This window comes from Massilia sp. WG5 (genome assembly GCF_001412595.2).
GTDB lineage: Bacteria > Pseudomonadota > Gammaproteobacteria > Burkholderiales > Burkholderiaceae_D > Telluria.
This window is the reverse complement of record NZ_CP012640.2, coordinates 5,870,347-5,890,374: the sequence shown is the minus strand read 5'-3', so window position 1 is coordinate 5,890,374 and position 20,028 is coordinate 5,870,347. Positions and strand designations below refer to the sequence as shown.

The 20,028-nt window shown below is 68.6% G+C and carries 20 protein-coding genes; 10 read left to right on the top strand and 10 right to left on the bottom strand.

Translation table 11 applies throughout. From position 1 onward, the window contains the following. The first annotated feature begins 32 nt into the window (after positions 1 to 32). Entirely contained in the window at positions 33 to 737 is a 705-nt protein-coding gene (locus tag AM586_RS26310; RefSeq protein ID WP_047822711.1) for a sensor histidine kinase, read from the top strand. A 34-nt stretch (positions 738 to 771) separates the two neighbouring features. Here AM586_RS26310 and AM586_RS26305 read toward each other — a convergent pair whose 3' ends face one another. Further along, entirely contained in the window at positions 772 to 2,193 is a 1,422-nt protein-coding gene (locus tag AM586_RS26305) for an NAD(P)/FAD-dependent oxidoreductase (RefSeq protein WP_047822615.1), read from the bottom strand. A gap of 93 nt (positions 2,194 to 2,286) precedes the next feature. Further along, positions 2,287 to 2,838: a hypothetical protein gene (locus tag AM586_RS26300; RefSeq protein ID WP_047822613.1), complete on the bottom strand. Its 552-nt coding sequence runs from the start codon at positions 2,836 to 2,838 to the stop codon at positions 2,287 to 2,289. 138 nt (positions 2,839 to 2,976) lie between these two features. Between AM586_RS26300 and AM586_RS26295 the strand changes: the two genes are divergently transcribed. The 3 genes from AM586_RS26295 to AM586_RS26290 all read left to right on the top strand — a co-directional run bounded on the left by AM586_RS26295 (position 2,977) and on the right by AM586_RS26290 (position 5,169). Further along, positions 2,977 to 3,654, top strand: coding sequence for a hypothetical protein (locus tag AM586_RS26295; protein ID WP_109370533.1), 678 nt, complete (start codon positions 2,977 to 2,979; stop codon positions 3,652 to 3,654). A gap of 35 nt (positions 3,655 to 3,689) precedes the next feature. Next, the gene (locus AM586_RS29120; RefSeq protein WP_257791530.1) at positions 3,690 to 3,818 is read left to right on the top strand and encodes a hypothetical protein; all 129 of its coding nucleotides are present in this window, start codon (positions 3,690 to 3,692) and stop codon (positions 3,816 to 3,818) included. An 85-nt stretch (positions 3,819 to 3,903) separates the two neighbouring features. Then, positions 3,904 to 5,169: a DEAD/DEAH box helicase gene (locus AM586_RS26290; protein ID WP_047822612.1), complete on the top strand. Its 1,266-nt coding sequence runs from the start codon at positions 3,904 to 3,906 to the stop codon at positions 5,167 to 5,169. Between the two features lie 52 nt (positions 5,170 to 5,221). Here AM586_RS26290 and AM586_RS26285 read toward each other — a convergent pair whose 3' ends face one another. Then, complete coding sequence (locus tag AM586_RS26285; protein WP_082439551.1) at positions 5,222 to 6,571, bottom strand: MFS transporter; 1,350 nt, start codon at positions 6,569 to 6,571, stop codon at positions 5,222 to 5,224. Between the two features lie 138 nt (positions 6,572 to 6,709). Here AM586_RS26285 and AM586_RS26280 point away from each other — a divergent pair, with 138 nt between their 5' ends. After that, on the top strand, positions 6,710 to 8,851 hold the full coding sequence (locus AM586_RS26280; RefSeq protein ID WP_047822610.1) for an ATP-binding protein: 2,142 nt from the start codon (positions 6,710 to 6,712) through the stop codon (positions 8,849 to 8,851). Next, positions 8,848 to 9,447, top strand: coding sequence for a response regulator transcription factor (locus tag AM586_RS26275; protein WP_047822608.1), 600 nt, complete (start codon positions 8,848 to 8,850; stop codon positions 9,445 to 9,447). The genes AM586_RS26280 and AM586_RS26275 overlap by 4 nt, the downstream gene beginning before the upstream one ends. A 10-nt stretch (positions 9,448 to 9,457) precedes the next feature. Here AM586_RS26275 and AM586_RS26270 read toward each other — a convergent pair whose 3' ends face one another. Then, positions 9,458 to 10,315, bottom strand: a complete 858-nt coding sequence (locus tag AM586_RS26270) for an alpha/beta fold hydrolase (RefSeq protein WP_047822607.1) — start codon at positions 10,313 to 10,315, stop codon at positions 9,458 to 9,460. 108 nt (positions 10,316 to 10,423) lie between these two features. Here AM586_RS26270 and AM586_RS26265 point away from each other — a divergent pair, with 108 nt between their 5' ends. Together AM586_RS26265 and AM586_RS26260 are read left to right on the top strand one after the other, a co-directional pair. Next, positions 10,424 to 11,275, top strand: a complete 852-nt coding sequence (locus tag AM586_RS26265) for a LysR family transcriptional regulator (RefSeq protein ID WP_197416376.1) — start codon at positions 10,424 to 10,426, stop codon at positions 11,273 to 11,275. 71 nt (positions 11,276 to 11,346) lie between these two features. Further along, entirely contained in the window at positions 11,347 to 12,096 is a 750-nt protein-coding gene (locus AM586_RS26260; RefSeq protein ID WP_047822605.1) for a hypothetical protein, read from the top strand. 39 nt (positions 12,097 to 12,135) lie between these two features. On the opposite strand, the gene AM586_RS26255 is transcribed toward AM586_RS26260, so the two are convergent. The 3 genes from AM586_RS26255 to AM586_RS26245 all read right to left on the bottom strand — a co-directional run bounded on the left by AM586_RS26255 (position 12,136) and on the right by AM586_RS26245 (position 15,815). Beyond that, positions 12,136 to 12,555: a hypothetical protein gene (locus tag AM586_RS26255; RefSeq protein ID WP_156328099.1), complete on the bottom strand. Its 420-nt coding sequence runs from the start codon at positions 12,553 to 12,555 to the stop codon at positions 12,136 to 12,138. Between the two features lie 255 nt (positions 12,556 to 12,810). Beyond that, on the bottom strand, positions 12,811 to 13,119 hold the full coding sequence (locus tag AM586_RS26250) for a hypothetical protein (protein ID WP_047822600.1): 309 nt from the start codon (positions 13,117 to 13,119) through the stop codon (positions 12,811 to 12,813). A gap of 17 nt (positions 13,120 to 13,136) precedes the next feature. Next, entirely contained in the window at positions 13,137 to 15,815 is a 2,679-nt protein-coding gene (locus tag AM586_RS26245) for a bifunctional acetate--CoA ligase family protein/GNAT family N-acetyltransferase (RefSeq protein ID WP_047822598.1), read from the bottom strand. Between the two features lie 122 nt (positions 15,816 to 15,937). Here AM586_RS26245 and AM586_RS26240 point away from each other — a divergent pair, with 122 nt between their 5' ends. Beyond that, positions 15,938 to 16,897, top strand: a complete 960-nt coding sequence (locus AM586_RS26240; protein WP_047822596.1) for a cation diffusion facilitator family transporter — start codon at positions 15,938 to 15,940, stop codon at positions 16,895 to 16,897. A gap of 201 nt (positions 16,898 to 17,098) precedes the next feature. Continuing rightward, on the top strand, positions 17,099 to 17,869 hold the full coding sequence (locus AM586_RS26235; protein ID WP_047822594.1) for a sulfite exporter TauE/SafE family protein: 771 nt from the start codon (positions 17,099 to 17,101) through the stop codon (positions 17,867 to 17,869). 12 nt (positions 17,870 to 17,881) lie between these two features. Here the strand turns inward: AM586_RS26235 and AM586_RS26230 are convergent, their stop codons facing one another. The 3 genes from AM586_RS26230 to AM586_RS26220 all read right to left on the bottom strand — a co-directional run bounded on the left by AM586_RS26230 (position 17,882) and on the right by AM586_RS26220 (position 19,947). Continuing rightward, a complete protein-coding gene (locus tag AM586_RS26230) occupies positions 17,882 to 18,745 on the bottom strand; it encodes a DMT family transporter (protein ID WP_047822592.1) in 864 nt (287 codons plus the stop codon). A 93-nt stretch (positions 18,746 to 18,838) separates the two neighbouring features. After that, the gene (locus tag AM586_RS26225; protein WP_047822590.1) at positions 18,839 to 19,519 is read right to left on the bottom strand and encodes a DNA-binding protein; all 681 of its coding nucleotides are present in this window, start codon (positions 19,517 to 19,519) and stop codon (positions 18,839 to 18,841) included. A gap of 86 nt (positions 19,520 to 19,605) precedes the next feature. Beyond that, the gene (locus AM586_RS26220; RefSeq protein WP_047822703.1) at positions 19,606 to 19,947 is read right to left on the bottom strand and encodes an H-NS family nucleoid-associated regulatory protein; all 342 of its coding nucleotides are present in this window, start codon (positions 19,945 to 19,947) and stop codon (positions 19,606 to 19,608) included. Positions 19,948 to 20,028: the final 81 nt, after the last annotated feature.

Sequence of the window (20,028 nt, the reverse complement as noted above, 5' to 3'; positions counted from 1 at the left end):
ATCATTTTGGGAAACATTAATTGGTTGCTTTCATGAAAGCTTCGGCACCCCAACCACTTTCACCCGTCCCGGATGAGGACCCCGCGACACGCGTCGCGGAACTCACCGAACTGCTCGGGCACCTGACCGCTTGCTGGGACGAGGAGCGGCGCCAGCTCGCGCGCCGCCTGCACGACAGCCTCGGCTCGTCGATGACGGCGCTGACCATGCACCTCGGGCTGCTGTCCTCGCACCTGAAGGAGGCGCCGCAGCGCGACCGCGCCGCCCAGATGAAGCAGCTGCTCAACAACATCATCGAAACCAACCGCAAGATGCAGCTGACGCTGTGGAACGACAAGCTCGAGTTCCTCGGTCCGAAGGCAGCGATCGCCGAGCTGGTGGCGGAATGGGGCCGGGAGCACGGCATCAAGGCGCACGCCAGCCTGCCGGACGAAGAACCCGACTATTCGCGCCCCCAGGGCGTGACCCTGCTGCGCTGCGCCGAAGAAGGCTTGCGCAATGTCGCCGCCCACGCCCGGGCGACCGAAGTCCAGGTGATCCTCGACGACGATGGCGACCAGGTCATGCTGACGGTGCGCGACAACGGCGTCGGTCCGGGCGCCGAGCCGGCCAACTCCCTGAGCTGCCACGGCCTGCGCCTGCTGCGCGAACGGGCGCAGCAGCTGGGCGGGACGCTGACGCTGGGAACGGGGCCGGACGGCGGGGCGGCCTTGACCCTGATTTTGCCGAAGCAGTAAAACGTCGCCCCCTGCGCAGGCGGGCGCGACGAACTTAGTGCAGCTTGACCAGCGGCGTCGTCCTGCGGATCAGGTAGCGCGCCACCGCCAGCACCCCGGTCCGCATCGCCCCCAGCACCGCTTGGTGGTGCATCAGGTGCAGGCTGGTGTACATGATGCGCGCCACGAAACCCTCCACGAACCAGGTCGCGCGCAGCGAGCCCATCAGGTTGCCGACCGTGGTCTGGTGGCCGATCGACACCAGCGAACCGTAATCCTTGTAGACGTAGGCGTCCTTCTGCGGCGGCCGGCCGGACGCCATGTTCATGAAGGTCTTCATCAGGTAATCCGCCTGCTGGTGCGCGGCCTGGGCGCGCGGCGGGACCGGATTGCCCTTGCCGTCCGTGCAGGCGGCGCAATCGCCGAGCGCGTACACGCCCTCCACGCCCTTGACCCGCAGGTGGCCATCGACCTCGATCGCGCCGCCCTTGTTGGTCGGCAAGCCCAGCGAGGCCAGGAATTCCGGCGCGCGGATCCCCGCCGCCCACACGCAGATGTCCGACGGATAGACGTGACCGTCCTTGTCGACCACCTGGCGCGCGTCGATCCGGGTGACCCGGCAATCGGTCACCACGCGGATCGCGCGTTCGTCGAGCAGGCGCGCGGCCGATGCCGAGACCCGCTCCGGCAGCGGCGCCAGGATCCGCGGCGCGCCCTCCAGCAGGGTGATGCGCACGTCGCGCTGGACCTGCAGGCGGTTGAAGCCGTAGGCGGCATAGGCGCCGGAGGCTTCGCGCAGCTCCGCGGCCAGCTCGACGCCGGTGGCGCCGCCGCCGATGATCACGATGTCCAGCCCGCCGCCGCGCTTCGGCGGCGCCAGTGCGGCATCCGCCACGGCGGCGCCGCCGGCCTCGTCCGCAGCCACCACGCCCGAGTCGAAGCTGCCCGCGCCGACCGCCTTGGCGACCGCCACGCCCGGGTTCGTCGCGCCCTCCCCCTTGGCCTCGGCGGCCTGGGCGAGCAGGCGCAGCAGGCGGAGGCGGAAACGCTCCGCGTCCTCGGTGGCATTCAGGGAAATGGTGTGTTCGCGCGCCCCGGGCACGCCGAAGTAATTCGAGGTGCTGCCGACGGCAATCACCAGGGAGCGGTAGGAAATCGTGCGCGCCGGGAAGATCTCTTCGCCATCGCTGGTGGCCTTCACGGGCCCCACGCCGAGGACCTTGTTGGCGGCGTCCAGCGCCGTCATGGCGCCATAGACGAAGGTGAAGCCGCGGTCATGGGCCAGCATCTGGTAGGACAGGCCCTCCTGGTGGATGTCCAGGGTGCCGGCCGCGACCTCGTGCAGCGAGGGCTTCCAGACGTGGTAGAGCCGGCTGTCCACCAGCGTCACCTTCGAGGGGCCGAGCTTGCGCCCCAGTTTGCAGGCCAGTTCCAGCCCGCCCGCACCGCCTCCTACGATCACGATTTCGCTGTACAAGCTGCCTCCCGTGGATAGCGCCCAACTTGCCGGGCTAACAAGGGCAGTTTACTACGGAGGCGGAAAAGCCGCTGGCGCGGCAGAACCGGCTCTTCAGTCGTGACCGCGGCCGTGGCCCTCGCCGCCGTGACCGTGGCCTTCGCCGCCGTGGCCGCGACCTTCGCCATGGCCGTGGCCTTCGCCGTGGCCGCGGCCGTGCTCTTCCCAGCCGCGGCCGCCGCGATCGTGACCACGGTCATGGCCGCGGTCGTAGTCGCGGTATTCGACGCGCTCGACCACGCGCACCGGGGCGCGGTAGCCGCCGCCATGGAAATGCTCGCGGTAGCGCGGCACGTAGGTGTTGGTGTACCACTCGTCGCGCACGAACAGGACCGGACGGCCGCAGGCGTCGTAGCGGCCGCAGAACCTGGCCCAGTGCTTGCGGTGGCCCGGCGGCACGCGCAGGTAGATCGGCTCGGCCGCGTAGTAAGGCGTCTGGCGGATGATCACCGGCTGGGGCGCGTACAGCACGGGCTGGGGCGCGAAGTCGCCGATGTCGACGCGTCCGTAGAAACCGGGCTGGCCAACGCTGATGCTGACGTTGGTCTGGGCCAGGGCCGGGAAAGCGGCGGCGAACAGGGCCGCGCCGATGATCAGGGATTTCATGAGGCTCTCTCCGTATAAGAATGTGTCTAGTTTACCAAACGTAATGTTGCTTTCTGTACGTTGCAACACATACTTACATCCGTTACCGATACAATGCCTGACTCCAATTTCTTGTACTCCAACTCAACAGAAAGCACGATGATGTTCCTGAAATACGCTCCCCTGGCGGCAGGCGCCCTCCTCCTCGCCGGCGCCGCCCAGGCGCAAATCGGCGTCACCGCCGACCTCGGCACCACCGGCGCCGGTTTCCACCTGGTGGTCCCGATGGAGTCGAACCTGAACGGCCGTTTCGGCGCGAACATGTTCAACCACGACTTCGATCGCAGCACCAACGGCGTCGACTACGCGATCAAGGGCAAGCTGCGGACCTTCGATGTGCTGTTCGACTGGTATGTACGCGAAGGCAGCCCCTTCCACCTGACCGGCGGCCTGGTCTACAACGGCAACCGCTTCGACGCTAGCGCCCAGGCCAACCAGTTCGGCAAGCTGACCCTGAACGGCAATACCTATACCGCGGCCGACATCGGTATCTTGAAGGGCCGCATCGATTACCGCAAGGCCGCACCCTACCTTGGCATCGGCTGGGGCAACGCACTGGTCACCAATGCCGGACACTGGAGCTTCAACGCCGACCTCGGCGCCTTCTACCAGGGCAATCCGAACGTCGACCTGGGCAGCTATGGCTGCACGGTCTCGAAAGACACCTGTGACGCCCTGTTCAAGGACGTGGCTGCCGAACGCCTGCGCCTGAAGGACGACGTCAGCGGCTTCAAGCTGTATCCGGTCGCGCGCGCCAGCCTGAACTACGGCTTCTGATTGGCGGTGGTAGGATGCTGCGCATGGAGGACATCATGCGAAATCATCCGCTGCGCTGGAGCCTGGTGCTCCTGGCCTGCCTGACGGCGGTCGCCTGCCACGACCGGCCCGAGCCGGTCAAGCCGACCGTCGACCTGTCGAGCGCCGTCGGCATCGCCCGCTGAGCCGCGACTGCCGACGCCCGACGCTGCCGCCCGGCCGGCGGCACGGTACACTATCGCCTTTTCATCCATAACAAGACCGCTGCCCATGTCGTTCGCTTCGCTCGGCCTGATCGACCAGATCGTCCGCACCCTAGACTCCCTCGACTACAAGTCGCCCACCGCCGTGCAGTCGCAGGCGATTCCCGCGGTGCTGGCCGGACGCGACGTGATGGCCGCCGCCCAGACCGGCACCGGCAAGACCGCCGGCTTCGCCCTGCCCCTGCTGCAGCGCCTTACTGAGGACGGCATGCAGGTGAACAGCAACTCGGCGCGTGCGCTGGTGATGGTGCCGACCCGCGAACTGGCCGAGCAGGTCTACCAGAGCGTGCGCGCCTACGGCGAAGGCCTGCCGCTGCGCAGCATGGTGGCTTACGGCGGCGTCAGCATCAATCCGCAGATGATGCGCCTGCGTAAGGGCGTCGACGTGCTGGTGGCCACCCCCGGCCGCCTGCTCGACCTGCAGCGGCAAAACGCGCTGCGCCTCAACCAGGTGCAGACCCTGGTGCTCGACGAAGCCGACCGCATGCTCGACCTGGGCTTTTCGCGCGACATCGACCAGCTGCTGGCCCTGCTGCCGAAGCGCCGCCAGACCCTGCTCTTTTCCGCGACCTTCTCCGATCCGATCCGCGCGCTGGCGACGAAGATGCTGCGCGACCCGGTCAGCATCGACGCCAGCCCGCGCAACACGACCGTGAAGGCAATCCGGCAGTGGATCGTCCCGGTCGACAAGAAGCGCAAGCCGGAACTGTTCCTGCACCTGCTGAAGCGCCACGCCTGGCCGCAGGCGCTGGCGTTCGTGAAGACCCGCAAGGGCGTCGACCAGCTGGTCGAGCTGCTGGCGTCAAAAGGCTTCAGCGCCGACTCCATCCACGGCGACAAGCCGCAGTCTGCGCGCCTGCGCGCGCTGGAGCGCTTCAAGGCCGGCGAGGTGCGGATCCTGGTGGCCACCGACGTCGCCGCGCGCGGCATCGACATCGACGAGCTGCCGGTGGTGGTGAACGTCGACCTGCCGATCGTGGCCGAGGACTACGTCCACCGCAGCGGCCGCACGGGCCGCGCCGGCGCCTCGGGCGAGGCGGTGTCGCTGGTCTGCGCCGACGAGGTGCAGCAGCTGGCGGCGATCGAGGCGCTGACGAAGCAGGCGCTGGAACGCCGCGAGGAAGCGGGCTTCGAACCCGACCACCGCGTGCCGGAAACGAATGCCAGCGGCGAGATCGTCAAGAAACCGAAGAAGCCGAAAAAGCCGAAGCACGGGGCTTCGGCCAAGGCGGATGCGCCGGTGGTGCAGGAAGACGTACGTTTCCGCCGCTGATCCGCGGCGCTGATGCGCGCCGCTGATGCGCGGCGCCGGCCAGGGACAAGGCTTATTTCGACTGCAGTTCCGCGTCGATGCGGGACTGCGCGCCGGTATCGCGCATGAACCAGCACACGACCAGGGTGCAGGCGATCACCGCGGTGGCGTACCAGTAGAAGCCGCTTTCCATCTCGACCGACTTGAACCACAGGGCCAGGTACTCGGCGGTGCCGCCGAACACCGACACCGCGAACGCGTACGGCACGCCGACGCCGGTGGCGCGGATGCTGGCCGGGAACAGCTCGGCCTTCACCAGGGCGTTGATCGACGTGTAGCCCGACACGATGATCCAGGCGCAGGCGATCAGGGCGAAGGCTTCCCACGGGCCGCTGGCGTTGCGGATGGCGGTCAGCAGCGGCACGGTGAACAGGGTGCCGAGCAGGGCGAAGCCCACCAGCAGCGGACGGCGGCCGATGCGGTCGGACAGCGCGCCGTACAGCGGCTGCAGGCACATCGCGAACAGCAGCGAGGCGGCCGAGACGGCGGTGGTCTGCGCATCGCTCAGGCCGACCGACAGGCGCAGGAATTTCTGCATGTAGGTGGTGTAGACATAAAAGGCCAGCGTGCCGCCCATCGTCAGGCCGACCACCAGCAGCACTTCGCGCGGATGCTGGGCCAGCTGCTTCAGGCCGCCCATCGGCTTGGCCTTCTTGCGCGCGGCTTCGAAGGACTGGGTTTCCGGCATGTCGTGGCGCATGCGCAGGGCCAGCAGGGCCAGGCAGGCGCCGGCCACGAAGGGAATCCGCCAGCCCCAGGCGCGCAGCTGCTCGGCGTCGAGCAGCCAGCGCTGCAGCACCAGCAGCAGTAGCAGCGCCAGCAGCTGGCCGCCGATCAGCGTCACGTACTGGAAACTGGTGTAGAAGCCGCGGTGCTTCGAGTCCGCCATCTCCGACAGGTAGGTGGCGCTGGCGCCGTATTCGCCGCCCAGGCTCAGGCCCTGCAGCAGGCGCGCCAGCAGCAGGATGCAGGGCGACAGGATGCCGACCGCGGCATAGGTGGGCGCGCAGGCGATCAGCAGCGAGCCGAAGCACATCAGCAGCACGGACGTCATCAGGGCTTTCTTGCGGCCCAGGCGGTCGCCGATGTGGCCGAACAGGATGCCGCCGATCGGGCGCACGAAGAAGCCCAGCGCGAAGATGCCGGCCGTGGACATCATCTGCGCCGTCGGGTCCTGCTTCGGGAAGAAGGAACTGGCGAAGTACAGGGCGAAGGCCGAGTAGCAGTAGAAGTCGAACCACTCGACCAAGTTGCCGGCCGAGCCGACGAAGATGGCGCGCAGGCGCTTGCCGGAAATGCGCTCGCCGGCGCCGGCGCGGCCGTCGAGGGCCGCCTTGCCGGCCTTGTTCGTGACGGTATTCATTGTCGTCCCCATTATTTTGATAAAGGAGTCCACTATCGCGGCTGGGGGCGGCGTGCGCATCCGCAATGTCGGCGCGCCCTCCTCCGTAAAACTACGGAGACGGTTTGCAAGCGCCGGCGCAACTGCTATCGTTGCGCGATGTTCATCACACGACATTGGCGCCGGCTGCTTGCCGCGGCGGCGGCGCTGACCCTGATCGTCGCTTCCGGCTACTGGGCCGAGCAGCGCGAGCTGCAGTCCAAGACCGAAGCGCTGCGCCAGGCCGCCGCGGCGAACGCGCTGGGGCTGCGCGGCATCGTCGAAAAGCACAACTTCCTGCCGCACGCAGCAAGCCGCCACCCGGACGTGCAACAGCTGCTGCGCATGCCGCGGGACGCGCTGCTCCGGGCGCGCGTCAACGACTACTTTGCCGACCTGCAGGCGACCACCGGCGCCGCCGCCCTCTACCTGGTCGACCGGGACGGCCTGACACTGGCCGCCAGCAACTGGAACCTGCCGTCCAGCTTCGTCGGCCAGTCCTATCGCCAGCGCCCCTATTTCGAAGATGCCTTGCAGGGACGGCGCGGTTTCTTCTACGGCCTCGGCCTGACCACCGGCCAGTCCGGCCTGTTCATCGCCGAACCGGTGCGGGCGCAGGGCGCCGTCATCGGCGCGGTGGTCGTCAAGATCAGCCTGGAGCCGCTGCAGGCCGCCTGGATCCGCGGCGCCGATCCGGTCGTGCTGCGCGACAGCCGCGGCATCGTGTTCCTGAGCGCCGTGCCCGAATGGCTGTTCCACAGCATCCGGCCGGTGTCGGCGCTGGATGCGCGCTGGGTTGCCGACCACGGCCAGTACGGCAAGCGAAATCGTTTCGATGCCCTCCCCTGGAATATCGAGCCGCGCCAGGACACGCCCGGCTTCGTCCTGCGCACCGAGCTGCGGGGCCGCCGCGTGCGGCTGCTGGCGCTCGACACGCCGCTGCCGGAGCTGGGCTGGACCCTGACGGTGACGACCGACATGAAGGAAGTGATCCAGGCGCGCCAGGCCGCGCTGGCGCTGAGCGCGCTGGCCACCGCCCTGCTGCTGCTCGGCGTGCTGTACTGGCGCCTGCGCGAAAAGCGCTTCCTCGAACAGCGCACCGCCCGCCTCGAGCTCGAGCACCGCGTCGAGGAACGCACCCGCGACCTGCAGGAAGCCCACGCCTTCCGCAAGGCGATGGAAGACTCGCTATTGGTCGGCATGCGTGCGCGCGACCCGGAAGGCAAGATCATCTACGTGAATCCGGCCCTGTGCGCCATGGTCGGCTACAGCGCGGAAGAACTGCTGGGGCGCCGGCCTCCCTACCCTTACTGGCATCCGGACGACCTGGAAAAGCAGGCGCGCGAAAGCGACGAGGCCCTGCAGGGCCGCGCCGCGCCGCACGGCTTCGAATCGCGGCTCCGGCACAAGGACGGGCACGACGTGATCACCATGGTTTATGCCGCGCCGCTGGTCGACGCCCAGGGCGTGCACCGCGGCTGGATGAGCTCCGTGGTCGACATCACCGCCCAGAAGCGGGCCGAGGCCCGGCAGCGCGACCAGGAATTGCGCCTGCAGCGCAGCGCGCGCCTGGCGAGCGTCGGCGAGATGGCCTCGACGCTGGCGCACGAACTCAACCAGCCGCTGATGGCGCTGTCGAACTTCGCCGTCGCCGCGCGTGCGCTGGCCGCGCGCGCAAGCGTACCGGCCGGGACCGAGATGCTGACCGGCGCGCTCGACGAGATCGTCGGGCAATCGCAGCGCGCCAGCGAAATCGTCAAGCGGGTGCGCGCCTTCATCAATCCGCAGCGCGCCCATTACGAAATGCTGACGATGGAAAGCGTCATCACCCATGCGCAGACGCTGCTGAAACCGGAGCTGCAAGGCCAAGGGGTCACGCTGCGGCTGCGGCTGGAGGACGCCGCCGCGCCGGTGCGCGGCGACCGGGTCCTGCTCGAGCAGGTGCTCGCCAACCTGATCCACAATGCGCTGCACGCGATGCAGGACCAGGCGGACCTGGCGCCGGCCCAGCGCGCCATCGAGCTGTCCACCCGGCTGGCCGGACAGGCCCTGCGCATCACCGTTGCCGACCAGGGGCCGGGCATTCCGGCCGACCAGCTCGAACAGGTGTTCGCGCCCTTCTTCACCACCAAGCCGGACGGCCTTGGACTGGGACTGAACATCTGCCGCACCATCGTCGAAGCCCACGGCGGTTTCATGACCGTCGAAAACCGTCCAGGGGGCGGCGCCGCCTTTTCCTTCACCTTGCCCACCGTGCCATGAAAGACATGCCGCTCACGCTCTACGTCGTCGACGACGACGAAGCCCTCCGCCGTTCCCTGCTGCTGCTGCTGTTTTCCCAGGGGCTGGCGGTGCAGGCCTTCGAGTCCGGCGAAGCCTTCCTCGAGGCCGTCGACATGCGCCAGCCGGGCTGCGTGATCCTCGACCTGCGCATGAAGGGGATGAGCGGCCTGGCCGTGTTCGAGCGCCTGCTGGCGGAGCACAGTCCGCTGGTGACGCTGTTCCTGTCCGCGCACGGCGACATCCAGACCGCCCTCGAAGCGGTGCGGCGCGGCGCCTACGACTGGGTCGAGAAACCGGACACCCGGCAGCTGCTCGACAAGCTGCCGGCCGCCATCGCCCTGGCCAGAGCCCGCGCCCAGGCGCTGCGCCTGTGGGCCGAGCTGACGCCGCGCGAGCGTGAAGTGGCGCGCCTGGTGGGCCTGGGCCAGCCGAACAAGGAAATCGCGCGCGTCCTGGTGCCGCCCTGCGGCCCGCGCTCGGTGGAGACCCACCGCGCCAACATCTTCAGCAAGCTGCAGTGCGCGAACGACAATGAACTGGGCCGCTGGCTGGCGGCCCATCCGTGGCTCGACTGAATAAACAGCCTTACACGCTGGCGAAGGCCTGGACGAGGCGGTTGAAAGGCGCCGCGTGCGTGACGTTCATCCCGTGCGAGGCGCCCGCGATGGAACGCTTGTCCACGTGCCCGATCCACTCCGCCAGCTTGTCGACATTGTCGCGGTACATGCGCGGGCTGCGTTCTCCCGCGATCAGCAGGGTCGGGCACTTGAGGGCGCGGGCCGCGGTGCGCGTATAGGCGGGCAAGGGATCGCGGAACTGCTTGGGCAGCGTGGCCGCGTTATCGATCGCCATGGTGCGGAAGCCGGTCGGGCTCTTGCGCCAGATGCCGGGCATGCTGACCGAGTCGACGAAGATTTCGAGGCCGGCTTCGATGTCGCCGTCCTCGATCAGGCCGGCCGCCTGCGCACGCAGCCGTACCGTCGCCGGCGGCAGGGCCGCCTCCGGCTGTCCCTCGACCTGCAGGGCGCCGCCCGGGTCCGCCAGCGTCAGCGTTTTCACCAGCGCCGGGAATTCGTGCGCCAGGTGGAAGGCGACGCAGCCGCCGCGCGAATGGCCCACCAGGTGCACCGGACCGAGATTCATGGCGGCGATGAAGGCGGCCAGTTCGGCGACGTGCGCCTTCCAGCCGAACTCTCCTTGAGCGTCTGCTTCGGCATCGGCCAGCGGCCAGTAATGGCTGAGGCTTACCGACACGCAGTGGAACTGCTGCGACAGCACCGCCGTCTGCGCGTTCCAGTAGCGGTAGTCGCACAGCGATCCGTGCACGAACACCATCGGCTCGCCGGACCCGCTGGCCACATAGGGCATGCGGATGCCGGACGGCAGGGTGGCGAAAGCCAGTTCGGGCGTGGCGAGGACAGCTGGATCGAGGCGTGCGTTCATGTTCGGGCTCCTTTGTCACTACTATGCACCAGCGCGCAGTCCAAGAAAATCGCATAATATTGATCGTAACGATCAATTTTTCTGATACTTAATTTTATTTTAATACCGATGAAAGCACTCGACCTGGATGTCCTGACGATGATCGTGGCGGTGGCCGACACGGGCAACATCAGCCGCGCGGCCGAAGTCGTGCACCGCTCGCAATCGGCGGTGAGCATGCAGATCAAGACGCTCGAAGATGCGCTCGGCAAGCCGCTGTTCGTGCGCAAGCCGCGCAGCGTCACGCCGACCCAGGACGGCGAGGTGCTGCTGACCTACGCGCGCCGCATGCTCGCGCTGCGCGACGAAGCCTGGGCCGCGGTGGTACGGCCGGACATCACCGGACGCGTCGTGATCGGCGTGCCCGACGACTACGCCTCGTCCCTGCTGCCGGGGATCCTGAAGAAGTTTTCCGCCACCTATCCGAAGGTCGAGATCCAGGTGGTCGGGCTGCCCAGCGTGGCGCTGGCGCCGATGGTCAAGGACGGCTCGGTCGACCTGGTGTGCGCCACGCGCGTGAAAGGGCTGTCCGGCGAGTTCGTGCGCTTCGAGCCGATGGTGTGGGCGGCCAACCCCAGCGCCCAGGAGATCTGGAAGGAGCGGCCGCTGCCGATCGCGGTGTTCCTGCCCGGCAGCGTGGCGCGCGAAAATGCGATCCGCAGCCTGGAGCGGGCGAAGATCCCCTACCGGACCTCGTACGAGAGCCCGAGCCTGATGGGCCTGCTCAGCATGGTCGAAGCGGGACTCGCCATCGCGCCGCTGGCGCGCTGCGCCGTGCCCGGCCACCTCAGCCTGCTCGGCCAGGCGCAGGGCCTGCCGGAGATCGATCCGCTCGAGGTCATCCTGGCGAGAAGCAGCAAATCGAAGCGGCCGCCCTGCGACTTCCTGGCCGAGAAGATCATGTCGGAGCTGCGCAGATAAGAGCCGGCCAAGCACCAGCCGCGCCACATCGGCTATCCTGTCGGCCTTCCTTACTCAGTCAGCCCCAGCCCATGCAAGTCTTCGGAATCGGAATCCACATCCTCATCGCCATCTTTTTTGCGGTGCACGCGGTGCGTACGCGGCGCGAAATGTACTGGCTGCTCGTGCTGTTCCTGTTCCCCCTGCTGGGCAGCGTCGTGTATTTCTTCGCCGTGTTCCTGCCCTCCACCCGCCTGGACCACTCGGCGGCCAGGGCCGGCCGCGCGCTGCAGGCCAGCCTGGACCCGGGCCGCGAGGTGCGCGAGGCCCAGCGCGCCTTCGAGCTGACCCCGACCGCGCACAACCAGATGCGCCTGGCCCGGGCCCTGCTCGAAACCGGCCAGGCCGCGCAAGCCGCCGGGCAGTACGACGCCTGCCTGCAGGGCCCCTTCGCACGCGACGCCGAACTGCGCCTGGGCGCCGCCCGCGCCCGCCTGGCAAGCGGCAATGCGGCAGGCAGCATCGCCCTGCTGGAAGCGCTGAGGGCCGAGCAGCCGGGCTTCCGTCCCGAGCAGACCGGCATCCTGCTGGGCCAGGCCTATGCCGCCGCCGGCCGCCAGGACGAGGCAGGATCGCAGTTCGCCGCCGCCGCGCAGCGCTTCGGCAGCCTGGAAGCGCGCGCCGAACTCGCGATCTGGGCGCTGGCCAACGGCAAGCCGCAGGTCGCCGATCCGGAACTGCAGGAAATCGAACGCACCCGCAAGCACATGCCGGCGCACTCGCGCAAGCTGAATGCGGAGCTGTTCAGGCGGGTGGATGCGGCGCGGGCGCAGGCGCGCTGAACCGGCCTGGCATCGACAGGCGAGGCCGATGCTCGACGCTCAGCGCTTGGCCTTCTGCGCGGGTATCGACACCATCGATGGCTTGCTGGGGTCGGGCGCATAACTCAGTTTCATCTCGTCGTTCGAGCCTTGGTGGAATTCCATGACCACGTTGCCGTCGCCGGAGACGAACTTGTTCCTCGACACTGCTTTGAGCCGCATCGGCTTTTCGGTGTCGATGGTCGCGTCGATGTATTCGGGCTTGCCGCGCACTTCCAGCAGCCAGCCATTCGCCATGTCATAGGTCCCGGCGATCTGCTTGACTTCGTCAGGCGCCAGTCGGACCGCCTTGGCTGGAGCGGTCACCGTCACGGTCGAGATAGGCGCAGTATCGGGACGTGGGTAGGGTTGGGTCTGCGCATCGGCGCCAGCGGCAAGCACGAGCAGGGATGCGGGAATCAGGAGAGCTAGGGGTCGCATGATCGTTCCTTCACAAAGCAGAAACCTTTGGACAGGCGTCACGCCGAATCGGCCGCGTGGCGGGCGTCGGATGCCGCAAGGCGGGCATTGCCCTTGCGGTAATTCAGTTTAGGTCAGGGTCCATCCAGGACAAGGCATGCAGGCGCGCGCATCACGAAACTGTCTCGAAGCGAAAAAAGTCATATCCACGCGAAATGAGGCCAGGCGGCCGCCCCGTGGCGAATGAGCCGCCGCCCTGGTGGAGGCTGCAGAAGCTCAGCGAATCCTGAAGGTCGACATCAGGAACAGCACCAGCACCGGCCCCAGCAACGCCAGCAGAACCAGGCTCCGGAACAGCGGCGCCTTGCGCGATCCGCCTTCCTCGGCGTCGCGGGTCAACAGCCACGACCAGACGGCGCCCGGCCCCGCCACGCACAGCCCGAACAGGAAACTCATGCCCATCAAGCCGATCATCCCGAGCGGATCGATGAAGAAGGCCGCGACCCATACCAGGATCAGCGCCCAGGGCAGCACGCCGACCGTCATCAGGGTATTCGCCAGACACAGCTGCGCACGCGCTTTCATCGATATCCCTGGCCTGTTCAGCGCAGCTTCAGCCAGAATTTGCGTACGCCTTCGTCCTCGTCCACCGGCCCGACCGTGAAGCCGAGCTTGCGCACCAGGCCGATCACCGGCGCGTTCTGCGGCAGCGCCTCGCCGACGATCTCGCCGGTGCCGCGCGCGCGGCAGTAGGCGGTCAGCTTCTCCATCAGCATGCGGCCCAGGCCCTTGCCCTTCAGGTCGGAACGCACCGTGACGGCGAATTCCGCGCTGAGGTTGTCAGGATCGGCCACCACCCTGCCCACGCCCAGCGTCTCCTCATGGCCGTCGGGGCCGGGACGGGTGGCGATGAAGGCCATCTCGCGATCGTAGTCGATCTGGGTGAAGCGCGCGAGCTGGGCCGGCTGCAGCTCGCGGACGCGCACGAACATCCGGTAGCGCACGTCGTCCGGCGTGAGCGCGTTGAAGAAGGCCACGTGGGCCGGACCGTCCTCGGGGCGGATCGGGCGCAGCAGGATCGTGCCGCCGTTCCAGGGCCGCGTCTCTTCCAGTTCGGCCGGATAGGGACGGATCGCCAGCCGGTCCAGCGTCGAGCCGGAGCGGTCCGCCAGGGCGATGCGCATGCGCGCGTCCAGCACCACGGCGCCGCGGCTGTCGGCCAGCAGCGGGTTGATGTCCAGCTCGACGATCTCGGGCACGTCCGCCACCAGGCGCGAGACCTGCACCAGCACGGCCAGGATCGCATCCAGGTCGGCAGCCGGACGGTTGCGGTAGCCCTCGAGCAGGCGGGCGACGCGCGTGCGCGCCACCAGCTCGCTGGCCAGCACCGTGTTCAAGGGCGGCAGCGCCACCGCGTGATCGTTCGTCGCCGCCACCGACAGGCCGCCCTTGCCGAACAGGATCACGGGCCCGAACACCGGGTCGGTCGCGGCGCCGGCGATCAGCTCGTGGGCTTCGGGATTACGCATCATCGCCTGCACGGTGAAACCTTCCAGGCGCGCGCCCGGCTGCAACTCGGACAGGCGGCGGCGCATGCGTTCGGCCGCGGCCAGCACCGCCGCGTCGCTGTCGAGGTCCAGCGTGACGCCGCCGACGTCGCTCTTCTGCGCCACGTCCGGCGACAGGATCTTCAGCGCCACCGGATAGCCGATCTCGCGCGCCGCGCGCACCGCGTCGTCGGGCGTGGCGGCGGCGCGGGTCGGCGCCACCGGGATGCCGTAGGCTTCGAGGATGGCCTTGCTGTCGGGATCGGGCAGCAGGTAGCGGCCCTTGCCGAGCGCCTCGCGCACCAGCCGGCGCGCGCGCTCGCGGTCGGGTTCGCCATCGCCGACCGAGGCCGGCACCTGCATCAGCAGGTTCTGGTTCTCGCGGTAGTGGACGATCTGCAGGAAGCCGTTGACCGCCTCTTCCGGCGTGCGGTAGGTCGTCATGCCGGCCTCGGCGGCGATGGTGCGCGCCTCCAGCACCGACTGCACGCCGAACCAGCAGCTCAGCACATTGCGCGAGGAGCTCTTCGCCAGCGGCGCCACCGCACGCGCGACCGCGGCCGGGTCGACCACGGCGTTCGGCGCGTGGATCATCAGTACGGCGTTCGCGCCCGGGTCCTGCAGCAGCACCTCGACGACGTCGTGGTAGCGCTCCGGCGGGGCGTCGCCGCGCAGGTTCAGCGGCCCGTCGCCGCCCCACTCCGGCACCAGGCCGCGCAGCTTCTCCACCGTCGCTTCCTGCAGCACCGCCGGCTGGCCGCCGCCGTACTGCAGGGCGTCCAGGGCGAGCACCACGGGACCGGCGCCGTTGCCGATGATGGCGAGCCGGTCGCCGTACAAGGGCCGGGCGCGCGCCAGGGTCTCGACCGCCGCGAACAGCTGCTCGGTGGTGTACACGCGCAGCATGCCGGCGCGGCGGATCGCGGCGTCGTAGACGTCGTCCGGGGCCGCCAGCACCCCGGACAGGCAGGCGCCGGCCGCCGGCGGCTCCAGCGAGCGCCCGGCCTTCAGCACCAGGGTCGGCTTGCTGCGCGCCGCCGCGCGGGCCGCCGACATGAACTTGCGCGCATAGCGCAGGCTCTCGACGTGCAGCAGGATCGCGCTGGTGCCGCCGTCGCTGGCCAGGTAGTCCAGCACGTCGCCGAAGTCGACGTCGGCCGATTCGCCCAGCGAGATGAAGCTGGAAAAGCCGATGCCGCGCGTGCGCGCCCAGTCCAGCACCCCCGTCATCAAGGCGCCCGACTCCGCGACGAAGGCGATCCGTCCCGGCGCCGCGCCGCCCAGGGCGATGCTGGCGTTCAGGCCGAGGCCGGGCACCAGCAGGCCGGTGCTGTTCGGGCCGAGGATGCGCAGCAGGTAGGCGTTGGCGGCGTCGAGCATGGCCTGTTTCAGGCTGCGACCGCGCGCGTCGCGTGCGGTCGACATCCCGGCGCTCGTCACGACCGCCGCGCGCGTACCGAGGGCGCCCAGCGCGCGCACGATGCCGCAGACGGTGTGCGGCGGCGTGCAGATGATCGCCAGGTCCGGGGCCTCCGGCAGGCTGGCGACGTCGGGCCAGGCGCGCAGGCCGGCGATGCTGTCGTACTTGGGGTTGACCGGATACAGCTTGCCCTTGAAGCCGCCCTCCCTCAGGTTCTGCAGCAGGGTGGCGCCGACGCTGCCCGGACGCTCGCTGGCGCCGACCAGGGCTACCGAGCGCGGCGCGAACAGCTGGCGCAAATTACGCACGCTCATGCCGCGGCTCCCGTATGTGCCTGCCCCGTATGCGTCTGCCCCGGGCGCTCCCAGCCGTGCAAGCCGATCGTGTCAGATTGGCTACACTGGCTCCAAGAGAAAACAGACCACGGAAGCAATCCATGAACACGGAGCAGAGCAAGGAAGAAAACCAGGAAGGAAAGAAAAGCGGCTCGCTGAAGGTGATCTACGCGGCGATCGTCGCCAACCTCGGCATCGCCGTCAGCAAATTCGTCGTCGCCGGGATCACCGGCAGCGCCGCGATGCTGGCCGAGGGCATCCACTCGGCGGTGGACACCGGCAACGAGCTGCTGCTGCTGCTCGGCGAGCGCAACAGCGCCAAGCCGCCCGACGCGAAGCACCCCTTCGGCTACGGCAAGGAGATGTACTTCTGGGCGCTGGTCGTGGCCATGTCGGTGTTTTCGCTGGGCGGCGGCCTGTCGATCTACCATGGCTACGAAGCGCTGCGCCACCCCGAAGCCCTGGGCGACCCGACCTGGAACTATGTCGTGCTGGGCGTTTCGGCCCTGTTCGAAGGCTATAGCTGGAACGTCTCGCGCAAGGCCCTCAACGAACGCCGGAAGCCGGGCGCCTCGCTGTGGCAGACGATGCGCGCCAGCAAGGACGCGTCCGTGTTCACCGTCTTCATCGAAGATTCGGCGGCCCTGATCGGCCTGGTGATCGCTGCCCTCGGCATCGTTCTCGGCCACGCCCTGGACAATCCCTACTTCGACCCGGCCGCTTCGGTGCTGATCGGCCTGCTGCTGGTGGGCGCCGCCTTCACGCTGGCGCGCGAGACCGGCGCCCTGCTGGTCGGCGAGAGCATCGGCGCGGACGCCACCCGCAAGGTGCGCGAAGTATTCGAGAAGGACCCCTCGATCCAGACCGTGACCGGACTCCAGAGCATGCAGCTGGGGCCGGACGAAGTACTGCTGACGGCCGCGGTGCAGTTCCGGCGCGGGATGCGCATCGACGAAGTGGAAGCGGCGATCGCGCGGCTCGAACACTCGGTCGCGGCACTGTATCCCTCGATCCGGCATATCTACTTCGAGTCCGGCGCGCTGCGCTCGGCGCTGGGCTGAAAGGACTGCTGAACTCATGCGGGAAGCCTCCGTCGGCGATGGCGATGCTGGGTCCATGCTACCACCTTCTCCAAAGACGGCGCGTGCCGGAACGGACGCGTGACATCGACCGTCCGACGGCGTCCAGCCTTCGGATCGGCCGAAGGCAGCCCTTGGCATTGCCGGATTGCGCAGGTCCGGTCCGGCAACTACCATCGCTGCATGAACCCGATCCTCCTCACTTTTGCAGCCGGCATCGTCGCCGGCGCCATGAATGCGCTGGCCGGCGGCGGCTCCTTCGTCAGCCTGCCGGCGCTGATCGCGGCCGGCGTCCCGCCGGTCCAGGCGAATACCTCCAGCACGGTCGCGCTGTTCCCGGGCGGGCTGGCCAGCGCCTGGGCCTACCGCGACGGCTCGACCGCGATCGGCGACGTGCCGCTGCGCGCCCTGCTGGTCGCGACCCTGTGCGGCGGCCTGGCCGGCGCGGTGCTGCTGCTGCGGACCTCGTCGGCGGCCTTCAGCTTCGTGCTGCCCTGGCTGCTGCTGGTGGCGTCGCTGGCGCTCGCCTTCGGAAGGCAGGTCGGCGAGGCCTTGCGCGCGCGCTGGCGGATCCACGCGCACGCGGTGCTGGCGGTCCAGTTCGGGCTCGGCGTCTATGGCGGCTATTTCGGCGGCGCGGTCGGGATCATGATGATCGCCATGTGGGGCCTGCTCGACAGGCGCGAGCTGAAGCAGCTGAACGCGCCGCGCACGCTGCTGGTCAGCGCGGCGAATGCGGTGGCGGTGCTGGCCTTCATCGCGGCGAACGCGGTGCGCTGGCCCGAAACGCTGGCCATGCTGGCAGGCGCCGTCGCCGGCGGCTATGGCGGCGCCCGCATCGGACGGCGCGCGCCGGCGGGCGTCATCCGCGGCATCACGCTGCTGGCGACCGCCTGCATCACACTGGCCTTCTTCGTCAAGACCTATGCGCCGGGACTGCTGCAGCGGATCTGAGGATGCCGCCGCTCAGGCCGCGAACTTCTTCGATCCGGCCACGCAGAGCACCGCGACGAGGGTCACGCCCAGCATGGCCGGATCGACCGTCTCGTGCAGCAGCAGCGCCGCGAAACCCAGGGCGATGAAGGGCTGCAGCAGCTGCAGCTGGCTGACCGCCGTGATGCCGCCCTGGGCCAGGCCGCGATACCAGAACACGAAGCCGATCAGCATGCTGAACAGCGAGACGTAGGCCAGCCCGATCCATGCCGGGGTCCGCACGGCCCCGAACGAAGCCGGCATCGTCCACACGGCGGTGCCGAGCGTCAGCGGCAGCGACAGCAGCAGGGCCCAGCTGATCACCTGCCAGCCGCCCAGGCGCCGCGACAGCCGCGCGCCTTCCGCATACCCCATGCCGCAGGCGACGACGGCCGCCAGCATCAGGGCATCGCCCTTCAGGGACGTGTCGAGTCCCTGGCAGGCCGCATAGCCGACCACGATGCCGCTGCCGGCCAGGGAGAACAGCCAGAACGCCGGTCGGGGCCGCTCGCCGCCGCGGACCACCCCGAAGATCGCCGTGCACAAGGGCAGCAGGCCGAGGAACACGATCGAATGGGCGGAAGAGACGTAGCGCAGCGCCAGCGCCGTCAGCAAGGGGAAGCCGATCACCACGCCCAGCGCCACCAGGACCAGGGCTGGCATGTCGCCCGGCGCCGGCCGGCGTGCCCGCAAGGCCAGCAGCAGGACAGCGCCCAGCAGGGCCGCGATGGCCGCCCGGGCGCAGGTAAGGAAGACGGGATCGAAATCCATGACCGCCGCCCGCGTGGCCGGCAGCGAACCCGCGAAAATCACGACCCCGATCGCGCCGTTGATCCAGGCGCTGGCTGACTTATGCATCGCTGTTCCCATGGTAGAGTGCTCGCAGCAGAGCACAGGCATGCTGGAACAACTTTACAGGATACAACAGCGTCCGGAGCAAGCTTCTGGCACTTAAGACTTTTTCCGCAGCGCCGCGATCTGCGCGCGCAAATCCTTGTTCTCGGCTTCCAGGCTGTCGCGTGCGGTCTTGGCGCCGACCAGTTCCATCTCGGCCGCCAGGCGGGCGTCCGACAGCGCCGCGGTTTGCGTGACGTTCTTTTCGATCTGGCTGCGCAGCTCGGCCAGCTGGGCATCCTTGCCTTCGATCGCCAGCTGGTCCTTGGCCTTGCCGACCAGGGCGTCCATCGCCACCTGCTTCGCATTGCGCAGCTCGGCGTTCAGGCGCTCGATCTCCTCGTCGCGCTCGGCCACCGTGGCCAGCGCGTCATCGCGCGCGGCGTTCAGTTCATCGCGCTCGGTCTGCAGCTGGTCGCGTTCGGATTCCAGCGCGTCGCCGGCTTCGCGCAGGGCGTCCAGCTCTTCCTCGTGCCGGGCCAGGGTGTCGCGCGTGCCGCTGCCCGCCTCTTCGGCGAACTGCTGGGCCCAGCGCGCCAGTTCGTCGACCAGGTTCTGCGGCAGTTCGGCGCGCGGTGGCTCAGGCTGTTTGGCGGTGGCCGCGCGCCAGTCCGCCAGGTGGCGCGAGATGGCGCTGGCCGAGCCGCCGCCGAGGGCGTCGCGCACCGTGTCGATCGTGACCGGCGTGCCGGCCTCCTGCAGCTTGCCGGCGGCCGCCGCTACGTCTTCGAAATTCATAAATGGCGTATCCGTTGTCGAAGGCCATATGATACGTCACGCCCGCCGCCGGTGACGGGCGCGACGGGACAGGGCCCGATACAGCCTCAGATCCGGAAGTCGTCCAGCGACTTGCCGCCGGCCAGGCCCTCGGCGACCCACTTCGGCTGGCGTCCGCGGCCGGTCCAGGTTTGCGACTCGTCGGCCGGGTTGCGGTAGCGCGCCTGGCCCTGCTGCCCGCCGTTCCTTTTCGCCCCGCCCTTCTTGCCGCCGGAAGCCTTGGCGATCAGGTCCTCGACCGGCACGCCGACGTCCTGGGCAATCGCCAGGATCCGCTCGCGCGCCTTCTTGACCTCGTCGTGCTGGCGGGACTTGATCTCCTTTTCGATATCGAATTGCAGGCCCTTGAGCTCGGCAAGGTTGTAGTTCGACAGGTCGGTCTTTGCCATGTGCGCGCCTTTCATGTCCGTGGTTGTTGAATTGGCATCCTTGGCGATTTTACATGAGTGGGGATTTATTGCCGCACTGGT

What these genes read in the sequence shown, in the direction of transcription:
- AM586_RS26250 (WP_047822600.1), bottom strand. Translation starts at nt 13,119, where the DNA reads ATGAAAGCGCGTGCGCAGCTGTGTCTGGCGAATACCCTGATGACGGTC.
- AM586_RS26275 (WP_047822608.1), top strand. Translation starts at nt 8,848, where the DNA reads ATGAAAGACATGCCGCTCACGCTCTACGTCGTCGACGACGACGAAGCC.
- AM586_RS26290 (WP_047822612.1), top strand. Translation starts at nt 3,904, where the DNA reads ATGTCGTTCGCTTCGCTCGGCCTGATCGACCAGATCGTCCGCACCCTA.
- AM586_RS26230 (WP_047822592.1), bottom strand. Translation starts at nt 18,745, where the DNA reads ATGCATAAGTCAGCCAGCGCCTGGATCAACGGCGCGATCGGGGTCGTG.
- AM586_RS26295 (WP_109370533.1), top strand. Translation starts at nt 2,977, where the DNA reads ATGATGTTCCTGAAATACGCTCCCCTGGCGGCAGGCGCCCTCCTCCTC.
- AM586_RS26265 (WP_197416376.1), top strand. Translation starts at nt 10,424, where the DNA reads ATGAAAGCACTCGACCTGGATGTCCTGACGATGATCGTGGCGGTGGCC.
- AM586_RS26245 (WP_047822598.1), bottom strand. Translation starts at nt 15,815, where the DNA reads ATGAGCGTGCGTAATTTGCGCCAGCTGTTCGCGCCGCGCTCGGTAGCC.
- AM586_RS26235 (WP_047822594.1), top strand. Translation starts at nt 17,099, where the DNA reads ATGAACCCGATCCTCCTCACTTTTGCAGCCGGCATCGTCGCCGGCGCC.
- AM586_RS26225 (WP_047822590.1), bottom strand. Translation starts at nt 19,519, where the DNA reads ATGAATTTCGAAGACGTAGCGGCGGCCGCCGGCAAGCTGCAGGAGGCC.
- AM586_RS26220 (WP_047822703.1), bottom strand. Translation starts at nt 19,947, where the DNA reads ATGGCAAAGACCGACCTGTCGAACTACAACCTTGCCGAGCTCAAGGGC.
- AM586_RS26280 (WP_047822610.1), top strand. Translation starts at nt 6,710, where the DNA reads ATGTTCATCACACGACATTGGCGCCGGCTGCTTGCCGCGGCGGCGGCG.
- AM586_RS26285 (WP_082439551.1), bottom strand. Translation starts at nt 6,571, where the DNA reads ATGAATACCGTCACGAACAAGGCCGGCAAGGCGGCCCTCGACGGCCGC.
- AM586_RS26300 (WP_047822613.1), bottom strand. Translation starts at nt 2,838, where the DNA reads ATGAAATCCCTGATCATCGGCGCGGCCCTGTTCGCCGCCGCTTTCCCG.
- AM586_RS26255 (WP_156328099.1), bottom strand. Translation starts at nt 12,555, where the DNA reads ATGCGACCCCTAGCTCTCCTGATTCCCGCATCCCTGCTCGTGCTTGCC.
- AM586_RS26240 (WP_047822596.1), top strand. Translation starts at nt 15,938, where the DNA reads ATGAACACGGAGCAGAGCAAGGAAGAAAACCAGGAAGGAAAGAAAAGC.
- AM586_RS29120 (WP_257791530.1), top strand. Translation starts at nt 3,690, where the DNA reads ATGCGAAATCATCCGCTGCGCTGGAGCCTGGTGCTCCTGGCCTGCCTG.
- AM586_RS26310 (WP_047822711.1), top strand. Translation starts at nt 33, where the DNA reads ATGAAAGCTTCGGCACCCCAACCACTTTCACCCGTCCCGGATGAGGAC.
- AM586_RS26270 (WP_047822607.1), bottom strand. Translation starts at nt 10,315, where the DNA reads ATGAACGCACGCCTCGATCCAGCTGTCCTCGCCACGCCCGAACTGGCT.
- AM586_RS26260 (WP_047822605.1), top strand. Translation starts at nt 11,347, where the DNA reads ATGCAAGTCTTCGGAATCGGAATCCACATCCTCATCGCCATCTTTTTT.